The organism is Wolbachia endosymbiont of Nilaparvata lugens, assembly GCF_007115045.1.
GTDB lineage: Bacteria > Pseudomonadota > Alphaproteobacteria > Rickettsiales > Anaplasmataceae > Wolbachia.
Genome location: NZ_MUIY01000001.1, coordinates 926,709 through 940,164 on the forward strand (window position 1 = coordinate 926,709; position 13,456 = coordinate 940,164).

10 protein-coding genes and 2 pseudogenes are annotated in these 13,456 nt (G+C 35.4%); 4 read left to right on the top strand and 8 right to left on the bottom strand.

Annotation, left to right across the window (positions count from 1 at the left end; all coding sequences use genetic code 11):
- Window positions 1-86 precede the first annotated feature (86 nt).
- Window positions 87-1,032 (top strand): annotated as a pseudogene (locus tag BWZ41_RS08550) (integrase core domain-containing protein).
- A 46-nt stretch (window positions 1,033-1,078) separates the two neighbouring features.
- Here BWZ41_RS08550 and BWZ41_RS08555 read toward each other — a convergent pair.
- A pseudogene (locus BWZ41_RS08555) lies at window positions 1,079-1,662 on the bottom strand (IS5 family transposase); the annotation flags it as partial.
- A gap of 342 nt (window positions 1,663-2,004) precedes the next feature.
- On the opposite strand from BWZ41_RS08555, the gene BWZ41_RS04640 reads away from it, so the two are divergent.
- The 3 genes from BWZ41_RS04640 (at window position 2,005) to dxr (ending at window position 4,325) form a co-directional block, all read left to right on the top strand.
- Complete coding sequence (locus BWZ41_RS04640) at window positions 2,005-2,469, top strand: hypothetical protein (protein WP_143689556.1); 465 nt, start codon at window positions 2,005-2,007, stop codon at window positions 2,467-2,469.
- Between the two features lie 158 nt (window positions 2,470-2,627).
- Entirely contained in the window at window positions 2,628-3,122 is a 495-nt protein-coding gene (locus BWZ41_RS04645) for a hypothetical protein (protein ID WP_143689557.1), read from the top strand.
- A 27-nt stretch (window positions 3,123-3,149) separates the two neighbouring features.
- The gene (dxr, locus tag BWZ41_RS04650; protein ID WP_143689558.1) at window positions 3,150-4,325 is read left to right on the top strand and encodes a 1-deoxy-D-xylulose-5-phosphate reductoisomerase; all 1,176 of its coding nucleotides are present in this window, start codon (window positions 3,150-3,152) and stop codon (window positions 4,323-4,325) included.
- A 140-nt stretch (window positions 4,326-4,465) separates the two neighbouring features.
- Here the strand turns inward: dxr and ltrA are convergent, their stop codons facing one another.
- The 7 genes from ltrA to BWZ41_RS04685 form a co-directional block, all read right to left on the bottom strand.
- Complete coding sequence (ltrA, locus tag BWZ41_RS04655) at window positions 4,466-5,713, bottom strand: group II intron reverse transcriptase/maturase (protein ID WP_143689374.1); 1,248 nt, start codon at window positions 5,711-5,713, stop codon at window positions 4,466-4,468.
- An 851-nt stretch (window positions 5,714-6,564) separates the two neighbouring features.
- Entirely contained in the window at window positions 6,565-7,362 is a 798-nt protein-coding gene (locus BWZ41_RS04660) for an ankyrin repeat domain-containing protein (protein WP_241653914.1), read from the bottom strand.
- 68 nt (window positions 7,363-7,430) lie between these two features.
- Window positions 7,431-8,189, bottom strand: coding sequence for a phosphate ABC transporter ATP-binding protein PstB (pstB, locus tag BWZ41_RS04665; protein ID WP_143689559.1), 759 nt, complete (start codon window positions 8,187-8,189; stop codon window positions 7,431-7,433).
- The gene (gene dapB, locus BWZ41_RS04670; RefSeq protein WP_241653915.1) at window positions 8,186-8,980 is read right to left on the bottom strand and encodes a 4-hydroxy-tetrahydrodipicolinate reductase; all 795 of its coding nucleotides are present in this window, start codon (window positions 8,978-8,980) and stop codon (window positions 8,186-8,188) included. Before dapB ends, pstB begins: the two co-directional genes overlap by 4 nt.
- 233 nt (window positions 8,981-9,213) lie before the next feature.
- On the bottom strand, window positions 9,214-10,824 hold the full coding sequence (locus BWZ41_RS04675; protein WP_241653916.1) for a hypothetical protein: 1,611 nt from the start codon (window positions 10,822-10,824) through the stop codon (window positions 9,214-9,216).
- A gap of 131 nt (window positions 10,825-10,955) precedes the next feature.
- Window positions 10,956-11,510: a hypothetical protein gene (locus BWZ41_RS04680; protein WP_143689560.1), complete on the bottom strand. Its 555-nt coding sequence runs from the start codon at window positions 11,508-11,510 to the stop codon at window positions 10,956-10,958.
- 74 nt (window positions 11,511-11,584) lie between these two features.
- Complete coding sequence (locus BWZ41_RS04685; RefSeq protein ID WP_143689561.1) at window positions 11,585-12,748, bottom strand: phage major capsid protein; 1,164 nt, start codon at window positions 12,746-12,748, stop codon at window positions 11,585-11,587.
- Window positions 12,749-13,456: the final 708 nt, after the last annotated feature.

Consider the following 13,456-nt stretch of genomic DNA (forward strand, 5'->3'; position numbering starts at 1 on the left):
TCAAATAGAAATTTGGATTTGCAGTAGTGTATAGACCTTATTACAATTGCAAAGGATAAATTAGTTAATCTAGGGTTAAACTACGTCTGAGTTGGATAAAACTATACAAAAAGTTGGGTCATGCAGGAAAGAGCATTATGGTATTTCACGTTTTACCTTACGTAAATGGTACAAACGTTATGAAGAGTTAGGTGAAAAAGGATTAGTAGATCTCAGTAGTAAGCCTAAAACTTCACCTTTGCAAAAGATCAATGAATCAAGCTTATTCTTCATCTAAGACAAACTAGAAAGCTAGGGGCAAGAAACCGAGTTAAGACGTCTATATGATTTATCATTGTCATTGGCTACTATACACAAAATTTTCAAAAAACATAGTGTAAGTCTTCTGCATGTTAAACGTCATTATCGCAAACAGGTCAAGCGTTATAACTGTAAAGTACCTGGAGAGCGTGTGCAGATGGATGTGTGCAAAATATCGTCAGGGCTTTATCAATATACTGCTATAGATACGTTATAAAATTGTTGCATTATATTCAAGACGTACTTCAAAAAACACTTTAGATTTCCTAAAACAACTAAGAGAAAGAATACCTTTCCATTGCCAAAGGATTCAAACTGATAGAGGGCAAGAATTTTTTGCTTATGAGGTGCAAGAATGTTTGAAGGAATGGAAAATTAAATTTCGTCCTATTAAGCCGTTTTCCCCACACTTAAATGGTAAAGTGGAAAGAGCACAGCGTACAGACTTAGATGAGTTTTACAGCAGTGTTACCATCAAGAGCTCTGAATTGCAAATTAAACTTAGGGATTGGGAAGAGTATTATAATAAACACCGCCCTCATAGCGCTCTTCAAGGAAAAACTCCTTGGGAAAAATATAAGGAACTGGAAAATACGATTCCTTGCTTAAGTGAAAAACTATATCTTATCAAAAGAGTCGTTTGTCATGCAAAATTATAAACACAATCAGAAACTACAATCACTTCAAAAATCCAAATCTCTTAACAAGCCAACTAGTTCAGACTCAATCTGACAAGTCAATTGTAATAACCTCTATGAATTACACACTTTATGACCTCAACAGTTGCACCAATAGTATCTTTTATTTGAGTTGCAAAATTTTCTCCAGTGTAGCCAGCATCAACTAGTATATTCTTAACTTCAGAGAGATTTCCTTTAGCATTTGCAACCATTTTTACAGCACTGCTACGGTCAGTTACTTCTGCCGTTGTTACATGGATTGCATGTGGCAAACCTTGTGTATCTACTGCAATATGACTCCTGAAATTCTTTTACCAGAATCATAACCCTTTTCTTCAGCAGTATCTGTGTTTTTAACACTTTGAGCATCGATTATACAGAAACTGTTTCCGACCATTGCCTTGTCGCAACTAATTTTTTTTTAAGACTAGTTGCAGCAAACTTGATTCTTCTCCATTTTTTTATTCCAGGTTTGAAAATAGTAGTATATGTTTTCCCACTTTGGAAAATCCTTTGGCAACATTCTCCATTGGCAGCCACTTTTAAGGACGTATAGCACTCCACAAAACACATCGTATAAGTCAAGTTTTCTTGGCCTTGTTTTCTTTCTGCTTCTTTCCAGTATTGGTCTGATTTTTTCAAATTGCTTTCTACTTATATCACTTGGATAACTTTTTTGCATATATATACCACACTCTTAATCTATACCTACTTTACCTCTTCTTCTAGAGATTTTAAACAGGTTCTAAGAAGAAATAGAAGCTGTCTTAAACCTCAAGTCATCACTTTGTTACTACAGCACATTATCAATGTTTTGGTATAGAGTAAATAGATAATGTCTTTTTTCATTTAGTAAATCTCTTAATATTTCTAATTAAAAGAGCCGTTAATTGTTTTTGTATTTTATAGCTAAGGAAAGGATATTATTTTTTTGGAATCTATTTACTAATATATTAATAAATATCTTGATTAAATAATTATAATAGTGTATTATTTAGCTATAAACAATTAATGGGTAATTATAATGGATTTAAAACACTTACGACGAGAAGGGTTAGATAACAGATCGTTAGAATTAAAACAAAAGTTAAAACAAGATGTGTGTAAACCAATACTTGGAGTTGGATTATCAGTAGCTGCAACAGTGTTGTTTAACGAAATAAGTAAGGAATTTGGAGAATCATCTGTACCTAGTTTCATAATTGGAGCTGGAGTTGGTGCGTTATCAATGGCTTATGCAAGAAGAGCATCTTCTCATGTTTCTACAAATGTGGAAAATGTTGCCACTGAACAACCAAATATTCTAGGACCGAATACTATTCATGCTTCCACAAATGTGCAAAATGTTGTCATTCAACAACTAAATATTCTAGGATCGTGTACTATTCATACTTCCACAAATGTGCAAAATGTTGTCATTCAACAACTAAATATTCTAGGATCGGATACTATTCGTGCTTCCACAAATATGCAAAACGTTGCCATTTAACAACCAAATGTTCAAGTATGGGATACTATACTTGCTGCCTAATTTTTAGAGTCATCAAAATAGCTGACACTCAGCTTTTTGATGACCCTCTTTTAAAATAATTGATATTTTACAGTGTTTTTGGTAAAATAATAGCTTAAGGCTTAGAATAAAAGTTTATGAGTGAAGCAAAAGGTCCAAATATTGCAGAATGGCAGGCACAGCAGCAACATCAGGAAGCCGCTAGTGAGAAAAGTGGTTTCGGTCTTGGTCATAGCGACTCTGTTGCAACAATTGTGGATGGAATGAAGTGGATGTTCAACTTTCATGAAGGAGCAATTGCTGCTTATAATAATGTGTTCGAAGGTTTGGTCAGTGGTAGCAGTCTAGTAACGTTATTTGGAAAATCAGGTAATATGTTTGGCATAAAATTTCTTGAAAGTCTTGCAGAATATTTTTCAGGTGGTGGTGGAGAAGATATGCCATCAGAAGGAATGGATATGGATCATGGTGATGGAGGGCCTCATCCAGATGATTATCCCCATGCTAGCAATGAAATGGCTCAAAGTGCTGATGGTTTGCATGATATGCATGATGCAGGTGATCATCATGGCCAATCTTTTTCACCTGGTCCTTCACCATCTGTTGGTGATGATCATGAGCTTGGTTACTAAATAACTAAGAAGATTTTATTTTAATTAGTGAAAAAAGTTTCAGTTTTAGGATCAACAGGAAGCATTGGAAAAAAGGCTGTAGATTTGCTCTCAAAGAGAAAGGAAGAATATCAGGTGGAAGCACTAAGTGCCAATTCTAACTTTGCTCTGTTAGCACAACAGGCAAATCTACTTAATGCAAAATATGCTGCCATTTCTGATGAAAGGTTCTACAAAGATTTAAAAGAAGATCTACTTGGTACAAACGTCAAAGTAGAAGTTGGTGCTCCAGGTCTAGCAAATGTTGCTTCTCTACCTGTTGATCTCTCAGTTATTGCAATAGTTGGCATCGCAGGCCTTGAGCCAGTTATAAAGGTTATAGAAAGCGGTACTAAAGTTATTGCCTTAGCAAATAAAGAAAGCATTGTTTGTGGTGGCAAGTTACTGCTTGAAAAAGCTAAAGAAAGGAGCGTACAAATAATTCCCATCGACTCTGAACACAACGCAATTTTTCAAGTTTTGCAAAATGATGATAAATGTGTAGAAAAGATTATACTCACTGCCTCTGGTGGACCATTTTTAAATTATAGCCTTGAACAATTAAAAGATATTACAGTAGATCAGGCACTAAGTCACCCTACTTGGAAAATGGGAAAGAAAATCTCAGTTGATAGTGCAACAATGATGAATAAAGCACTAGAAATAATAGAAGCACATCATTTGTTTAATATTAGTCCAAATAGAATTGAAGCAGTAGTGCACCCTGAATCGATAGTACATGGAATTGTCGTTTATCACGATGGATTCAGCTTTGCTGTGCTTGCAGAAACTGATATGGAAATTCCCATTGCATATGCTTTGTCTTGGCCAGAAAGATCAACTTTGAACTACAAGTTAGACTTAACAAAACAAAAAAAATTGACTTTTCAAGAACCAGACCACAAATGTTTTTCTTCACTAAAGCTAAGCATAGAAGTGTTAAATTCTTCTTCTCCACATACAAATAGTATTGTTTTGAACGCTGCAAATGAGATAGCTGTTAATGAATTCTTGAAATCACGAATCGGCTTTTTAGAAGTAGTAGAGGTAGTAAAATCAACAATAGAAAATTTTGACAAGTACTCTGATATTAACTCACTATCCGACATAACAAGTATCGATTTTGAAAGCCGTATTCTTGCCAATGAAATCATAAAAAGTAAAGGTATCTGTTCAGCAGAGTGATAAAATAAGGTAGACGAGAAAAGACAACTAAATGGTCAAGTAGCCCCATTTCATACTCCGGAGAGTAGACCAGCGGAACTTCCCCACCAGTCTCTCGCAGAACTGTACGGAAACCTCTCGGTTTATACAGCTCCCATTATTTAGCCCTTTGATCCTAACCCAAGTGTCCAATGATAGAAAATATTTGGAGACCTCTTTCTCACTTTTCCTAGAAATTGCTTTGCTAGTCTTCCATGATCTCGAAGTTTCTTATATTTGGTTCTGACCCATCTTATGAGGTATCTCTCTATATTTCTGAGAGATGTATACATCTCCGTTTGGTAAAACCTGCCATAATACTGACACCAGCCTCTGACTATTGGATTTACTTCCTTTGATATTTCCTCCAACTTCTTTCCTGTAAATCTATGTATTTTCCATGACCTTATGGTTTGAGTGATCTTTTTCTTGGCCTTATTGCTAATTGCAGGTAGAAATCCAACAAAATATTCTCCTATTTTGCTCTTTGCTCCTCTAGCTCTAAAGGTATAGCCCAAGAAATCAAAGTTTTGTGTAGGAAACTCATCTCTCCTATTACCATCCTTACAGTACACTATCTGTGTCTTTTCGGGATGTAACCTCAATTTACACTTAGCCAATCTTTCTTCGATCATTACTTTCATAAATTCTGCCTGTCTCTTAGTTCTGCAGTGCACTATCGCATCATCCACATACCTCTCAAATGGTACTGTCGGGTAGTTCTTTTTCATCCATATATCAAACACATGATGCATGAATATATTAGAGATGATTGGGCTAACTGAACCTCCTTGCGGAACTCCCTTATTCCTCACTTCCCTAGTGCCATCTGCTTGTTGAATAGGGGCTTTCATCCACCTCTCAACATACAGTATGACCCATTTGCAGTTTGTATATTTCTTGATAGCTTGCAAAACTAATTCGTGATCCAGATTGTCGAAAAATCCAGATATATCAAGATCTATCGTCCAATCGTACCTCCAGCATCTCTTGCGTGCTGTATTTACCGCATCCAGTGCAGATTTATTCGGTCTATAACCATATGAATCCTCGTGGAATTTTGGCTCTACTAGCGGCTCAAGATACATAGAAGCTGCCGTTTGCCCTATCCTGTCGAATACTGAAGGAACACCTAAAATTCTTTGTCCTTCTCCCGTATCCTTCGGTATTGCTACAGCTTTTACTGGCTCTGGAAAATAACTTCCGGATGACATCCGATTCCATAGTTTGTATAGATTATCTTTTAGATTTTCCTCAAACTTTGTTATCGAAACCTCATCTACACCTGCAGCACCTTTATTTTTCGATACTTGTTTATAAGCTCTCCAAATAAGTTGTTTCGGTATATCAAAAGACTTTGTTTTATTCATTAATTCCTCCCATTACGGTTGACAAAATAATTAAAACTAAATAACTCAGCTCCTTCGCTCCATTTCCATTACAGAAACTTCTTCACTACTATGAGCTAATCCGCCCCTGTTTTTCGCATCGGTACTCTCATCCTCAGAGATCGGCTCTTTGGACTTCTTCCTTATCATCGAAACGACAGGTTCCCGCAGTTCCACACAATAGCCTAAAATAGGTTCACGCCACCTCTATGCCGGACGCCACCTATCCAGTAAACAAGTTCCTGATAGGTTTATCCCAAGAGATTCAGGAGCCCATGGTTTTGACGTCGTCTTTGGAATTTCGACACTTCATCAGTGGTTCATTTTCATTCGCCTCTCTATTTTACACATGATGCATAATTGCACCTTTTCCATAACGCTCACTACCATAGCTCTTTACCACAGCAGCTTATGGCTGTTTGAAGCCTGCTCTTGCAAACCGACTCCGAGGGACCCTCCCTCATCTATTGCATAGCTTCAACACTTCCCGTGTCTCTACAGCGCACTGTCATCTCAGTACCTTGCCTTTTTGTCATCCTAGTAGCTGACAACGTGATCCAGATTTTCATAATGTCATCCTAGTAGCTGGCACTGGGATTAAGAAAAGCAGCTAGTTTCAGCTACTCGAATGACAAGACTAGAAAGAAATGGGTGTCATCCCAGTGCTTGACACTGGGATCTAGAAAAATTTACAAAGCTTATGCTAAATTCAATGAGATTAAATGAAAATCAGCATCAAGTGCTGGAATGACACCTTACCTGAACAGATAAATCACTTAGCATGTTCGAAATCAACCTGAGAGAAATTTACATCGTTAAGAACTGTATTTGCTCTATACAGACAACCACACCCTATTGCAAAAAAAAAGCAACGAAGTTACAGCAAGTGGAACTGGGTTATAAATTGCGAAACATAGACCAGCAGCAAGTACTCCAGATAACAAAAAAGCACAAGCATAATTAGTTTGTTTCCTTTTTTGAGCGACTGCTTCTATCTTTATGAACTCTGGTTCTATTATTTCCTTAACATGTTCTGCAATACAATCTTTTGGATTTTTGTTTTCATAGTTTTTAATATTAGTTTTGATCTTTGGATGTGTAAGTAATATTTTTACCATGTCTACATTTCCCAACATGCAAGCAATGTGTAGAGCTGTATTTTTTTCCTTCTTGCCGGTCTTAATTGTCTCCTCTGCACGAGCATAATTTTGAGGTATAAATCCTTCATTAACAGGTTGTGAATTGTCAAGGTATATGCAGCGAAGATATGGACTCCTATCTAATACTTCTCTCCCCTCAAATTCGTAAACTGGATAACCATCATGTTCCTTTGGTCTTCTCTCAATAACAGCTTGCTTGCTTTTAATATTTACATCAATTTTTTTATGCTCTACAAGCAACTTAGCCATAAGCTCTAAAGATTGCTGTCCTTCGTTAGTAATAGCAACAAAAGCTGAAGCAATGCACATCAAAGGTGTCATTCCATCTTCAAAAGCATTAACATTTGCTCCTTCTTTCAATGCTTGTTGAAAATGATTCCAAGCTTCCTCAGGTGTTATTCTTTCACCACTAGCATTTTGAAATTCAATAGCTTTAAACAACTTTTTTGTTGCTTCACTTGTACTAAACATTTTAAACACCTATCACAACAAACTTGATAAAATTATACATAGAAAAAATTAAAATATCAACTATTAAGCTAATGATCCAGAATATACTCCTTCGTTAAAGGAAACTGAGCATTTTCAAAGATTTCTTGAGTACTTCCGAATTCAACAATCTTGCCATTGCAAAAGAAAACTATGCTGTCAGATAATTTTTTAGCTTGCTTCATCGAATGAGTTACCATAATTATGGTGAACCTCAATTTCAATTCTTGTATAAGATTTTCGATTGCATTGGTTGCCATTGGATCAAGAGCAGAACATGGTTCATCCATTAATAAAATAGTTGGCTTTACTGAAATTGCACGAGCAATGCATAATCTTTGTTGCTGGCCACCAGATAAATTTAGTGCACTATCTTGCAATCTATCTTTCAACTCTTCCCATAAACCAACCTTAGTTAAACTACTCTCTACTATTTCATCTAATTTTTGCTTATTTTTCACCATGCCATGCAATTTAGGCCCATAAGCAACATTATCATATATTGATTTTGGAAAAGGATTGGGTTTTTGAAATACCATACCAACTTTTGCTCTGAGCAATACAACATCCATATCACGTGAATATATATTACCCAGCCCATCGATTACCAGTTCACCAGTCGCTCTACATCCAGGTACGTAATCATTCATACGATTAAAACAACGCAAAAATGTTGATTTACCGCACCCAGAAGGTCCGATAAAAGTTGTGACTTTCTTTTTGCAAATATTCAAATTTATATCGAATAAAACTTGTTTAGAGCCATACCAAAGATTTAAATTTTTAACGAAAGCGTATTTATCGTTCATACTAAATCCTGCATTGAATAAAGTCCTGGTATTTCCTGTTTATTCTCGCACAACCATATTGCTGCTTGAACCGCCCCTCTAGCAAACGTTGTGCGATCAATTGCTTTGTGATTTAATTCTACTCGTTCATCGGAATTGACAAACATGACACTGTGATCTCCTATTACTCCACCTCCACGAGATACTGCAAAGCCTATTCCTCCTTTCCCTCTTATATTTGAATTATTATGTGAATATTGATTGAGCTCAAAATCCACTTTTGCAGCGTTAGCAACTGCTTTACCAAACTCTATAGCTGTTCCAGATGGTGAATCCTTTTTTAAATTGTGATGCATTTCCCAAATTTCAACGTCATACTCATTACCTAAAAGCTTGGCAGCTTCTTTTACCAATTTCAGCAACACATTAACTCCTATACTCATATTTGCTGACCATAATATTGGAACTTTAGCAGCATATTCTTTTAAATTTAGATCTTCTATTCCAGTTGTGCCACTAACTAGCGGTTTTTTAAATTTCACGGCCGCCTTAAGGCAGTCTAGCATACATTCTTTAGTTGTAAAATCTATTACAACATCGGACGATTCAAATACCTCACTAATAGAACTTGCAACTTTGATTCCTAAATTGCAATTATGGCCTACAATAAGCCCAATATCTAATCCTATATACTCACTGCTCAAGCGAGCAACAGCACCTGCTATTTCCACTTTGGTGTTCGTAATTAATTCATTGAGTATTTTCTTACCCATTCTGCCTAAGCAGCCTATTACTCCAACTTTGATTTTCATAAAGCTTTTTCCACTATGTTAGGCTTTTTTTGAAGCTTTGTCATCTTTATAAGCTTAGCATATTTAGCCTTACACTGATAAAACTATAGCTATACATCGATGAATCTATTGAAAATTGATACGAGGAAGATACAAATTGTAATTAGTCAATTATGGAGAAAACTTATAAAGAAAAAAAGAGCACCAAAGGAGGTGCTCTTTTGTGAAGGGTTTGTTTTAATAATAACCGTTTCCTACTTTGCTCGATTAGAGATATAATCTATTTGTGCTTCTGGTTCTCCAGTTACTGAGCGAGGTTGATTACAAAAGTCCTCTGGTGCATCATGATAATCACTATCTAATTCCTCTTCTGCATCATGGAACTCCTCTTGTTCATTATCCTCATTATCAACCTCTTGCTGTATTATCTTGTTACTAGCATCAGTATTATGCTCATCTTTTTCTTTATGTGCATTAACTAATAGAGATTTATTATAGTTAGCCAGACTAGTAGTTTCTGAGCTTGGTACGCCACGCGCTTTAAAACTTTCAATAGAATCTATTACAACAAATGTTGAACCTTTCTTGAAGTATAAGGACTGTTTCATTTGCGTTACCTGACAAAGTTCGCGTTTATCTTTTTGTAGCATATTAATAATTAGAGATACGGAACCATCATCGTTATCTCTCTTACTAAAATTAATGTTAAAATCATGTTCATTGCAGTGTATTTTCATACGATATTTACCGTTGTTTCTTGGATGCTTATAATCCTCTAGATTTTGTTGAATATCATCTGCAAGACGTAGTTCTAAGTTTCCGTTAAAAATGTTGATAGTAGAAGATTCTCTTGTTACTGCCAATGATGTTAGTCGATCAACAGGTGTATTGTTAATCGGTTGTTGTGCCGTAGTAGTGGGTGTTTCAACTCCAAACGGCTGATTAGATATACTATCTACTTTAACATTTGTTACACCATTCTCCAATCCTAACATTTTTTTCACATTCTCAATATTGTCTTGAACTAATATTTTATCGCTATCGATATACTTCCCATCTTTGTTCTTCTCTATTATCGATTCTACAATTAAATGTTTAGCAAACTCAGAAGAATTAACACTCCTACCAGTAATGCAATATTCTCTTTTATTATACTTTAGATATACAAGAAACTTAGGATGATATGCGTCCTTGGTTAAACTACCTTTATAATCCTTAATGTTTATACACTCTTCCAAATTTAACCAAAAGTTATTCCCTTCAAATTCAAGCTCACCTAATACTGATGTTTTTTTTGTTTTTAATGGCTTGTAATTTATCTTATCCACTTTAACGAACTCTTTGTTTTGACCTAAGCCCAATACACCTATCATTTCTAATGGATTACTTAATACAGAACCTTCATCACTTTGTTTCTTTACTGTAGTTATTGACACAGACTTCCTCTCACCACCTATATTTTTCTGTGAGCGATAAGGACCAGTAATATGAAAATCTCCACTGTCACATCTTACAAATGCATGAAATTCATCATATTGATATGGATTCTTATGTTTCTCTTCAAGGATTTTATAATTTTTATTTATCATAGTTAATAGTAGTTCACCATCGATAACTTCAAGACAAACTTTGGGTCTATCTATCTGCTTTGGCAGTATTAGTTGATTACCATCTAGAGTTTTTGGCAACGTATTATTTTTATTTACATTCTCATCTGAAGGTCTCTTTGGTGATATATTTTCTTGAGCAGTATTTGCTTTACTGCTAAATAACCAATTCCAACCTGATGCAATTTTTCTTGCAATCCATGAAATTCCTGTACGATCAGCAATCGACTGAAAAAAGTTTTTTATTTTTTTTAACATATTTTACTCCTTAAGTTAATAATTTAATTATTTTATATAAAATTTAATTTGTCAATTTTCCCTGTGGAGAAAACTTATAAAGAAAAAAAGAGTACCAAAGGAGGTGCTCTTTTGTGAAGAAAAGATACTCTTTAGAGAGGTGGCATAATAAGTTTTGACTTCATAAGTTGTTCTTTAGATGGATTATTTATGAACTTACTAGGTTCTTCTGAGCTTAGTACCTTGCTATCACTTGCAGGCACTTTAGATGTAGAACTTGCAAATTCAGGTTTCTTAGTTAGAGTTACAATATTCCTACCATTTAAACCCAATATCCTTTTCATGCCGTCTAACTCGTTAGACGAAGCTTTTTTTTCCTGTACTGAGGTTACTAAAAAGGTAGAAAAATTACGTTGAGAAGCAATGCAATTTTCATAAGTGATTTTTGGTCCAGTGAATCCAATATTTCTACAATCCATAGATTCTCCTATATCCTTGGTCCTTATATGGATTACTAACCGCTCACTCTTATCTTCTTCAATAGCACAAGAAAAATTGGCTTCACCATTTATTAGTTTCATTACCACATCTTTTCTCGTTAGAATCTTTTTATCCGATTGACCAGACCACAAGTTCTTAATGCTGTCCCAGCCTGATAAAATTTTTCCTGCAGTCGACTGAAAAAAGTTTTTTATTTTTTCTAACATATTTTACTCCTTAAATTAATAATAATTTAATTATTATATAAAAAGTATAATATTTCAACTATTTCATAAAAATTTTAGTACTTGCTCGCAATTTTCAACAATTTAATAGCACTGGTGTTTACAACTTCCCCACCGACACGCTTAGTGACAAAAAATCTAACATAAGGTTTGTTTGTATAAGGGTCTCTCAATATTCTCATTCCTCTGTTATCTACGATCTTATAAGCTTGTTTGAAATCCGCTACTGCAATCATTGTAGGTAGCATATCAGCAGATTGATATACCGGTATTCCCATCAAAGTATCTGGAGTTTCAAGCGATAAACTCGGCTGCCAAAGATACTGACCTGTTTCAGATTTTAGTAGCCTCACGTCCTTTAACGTACTCCTGTTCATCAAAAATGATGCATTTTTAGAGTAATGTTCATTTAGAGAGTAGTACAATATCATTATGGCGTCGCTGTCTAGCTTATCAGCTTTAATTTGCTCTATCTTATTATGACCATTTCCATTTTCGTAAGTTAAAATTCCTTTAGGTTGAAAAGTGCCATCACCTTTAATAAAGGCTTCATTCTCCTTCTTACTGAAAGTTTCGGCAACCTTTTCTACAAGCCAATTTTCAACATTGACAAATGCATCATCGAGCAATTTTTGTGATATTTGCGGCTGAGCATAGAGCTCGTAAGTTGTGATGGAAATCTTTTGAATTTTAGGTGTACTTGTGTCTTTTGCAAAATCATACTTGGATTTATAGCCACCATCTTCATCTTCTACTGTTTCACCACTCCAACCTGCACCAGCACGGTCACAATCTTCTATAATATAATCCAGCGTTTCAGTAGAGATTCTTTGATTGGAACATATTTGCCGCATTGGAGATGAATCAGCTATACGCTTGTTTATCCGTTTTCCAATGTGAGGAGTAACTAAATACCCTCCAATATCATTGTCATCTCCACTTAGGGTTTTGTGTGATAACCTACTTTCCATTCCTTTGCGAATATAATCAGAAAAATATTTATCACCTGTATTAAAATCTGTGCTCATCTCTGGGCGTTGAGCTGAAGTTTCAATAAAATCTAAGCGCTCTTTGCAATTATCAATATTACTATTTATCTTGCATAGCTGCTCAGGTCCTTTGCTTTCGATTTCTTTTAGTTTGCGATCATTTATTAATTTCAATTGCTCCCATGATGAAGCGAGTTCATTAACACGGTGAGCGATATCAGTAAGTGACATAATAGCCTCCTTTAAAAATAAAATTAGAATAGTATTGTAGTTTGAAGGTAATCTTTATCAGTAATCTCAGTACCTTTTTGTTGTCATGCAAACTGCATTCAGAAAAAAGACCGGTGAATGGCAGCTTAGTATAACTCAAACGCTTGTTTACAACCAGTGCTGGGAGGCGCCCTCATGGTAAACAACGTTCATACAACTGTATACATATAATGCTCGTGCCTGCCATTCACCGGTCTTTTTTCTGGATTCTAGCATTGGCTTCATGGTAGATACAAATGAACGCAAGCTACTTGGTAACAAGAGAAAGATGATACTGATTACTTATTGAAGTAAAAAAAAGTAGTGTAGTGTTACACCACGCTAAGTATTATACTTAATTTGTCAGCACTATACAGCATCCATTTTTTTGTGTCAAGCACTTTTTTTTCACTGAATAGGAGAATGTGCAAATAAAGTACGTAGCCGTATAAAGCTGGGATCCATTTTTCTATCATCACCAGAAACGTTGATTACTTTTATACCTGTAAATTTAACTGGATCCCAGTGTCAGGGCACTGGGATGACAGAAGAAAAAGGCCTGTATCGGCTACTTCGATGACACTCACAGCCCTGTCATTCCAGCGCGTGACGCTGGAATCCAGAAAAAAAAGAAAAATGGTCAAGCACTGACCCATTTAGTTATCTTTTCTCGTCTACCTTGTTTTGCCA

Coding starts and splice junctions, on each gene's coding strand:
- BWZ41_RS04640 (WP_143689556.1), top strand. CDS start 2,005: ATGGATTTAAAACACTTACGACGAGAAGGGTTAGATAACAGATCGTTA.
- BWZ41_RS04645 (WP_143689557.1), top strand. CDS start 2,628: ATGAGTGAAGCAAAAGGTCCAAATATTGCAGAATGGCAGGCACAGCAG.
- ltrA (WP_143689374.1), bottom strand. CDS start 5,713: ATGAATAAAACAAAGTCTTTTGATATACCGAAACAACTTATTTGGAGA.
- BWZ41_RS04660 (WP_241653914.1), bottom strand. CDS start 7,362: ATGTTTAGTACAAGTGAAGCAACAAAAAAGTTGTTTAAAGCTATTGAA.
- pstB (WP_143689559.1), bottom strand. CDS start 8,189: ATGAACGATAAATACGCTTTCGTTAAAAATTTAAATCTTTGGTATGGC.
- dapB (WP_241653915.1), bottom strand. CDS start 8,980: ATGAAAATCAAAGTTGGAGTAATAGGCTGCTTAGGCAGAATGGGTAAG.
- BWZ41_RS04675 (WP_241653916.1), bottom strand. CDS start 10,824: ATGTTAAAAAAAATAAAAAACTTTTTTCAGTCGATTGCTGATCGTACA.
- BWZ41_RS04680 (WP_143689560.1), bottom strand. CDS start 11,510: ATGTTAGAAAAAATAAAAAACTTTTTTCAGTCGACTGCAGGAAAAATT.
- BWZ41_RS04685 (WP_143689561.1), bottom strand. CDS start 12,748: ATGTCACTTACTGATATCGCTCACCGTGTTAATGAACTCGCTTCATCA.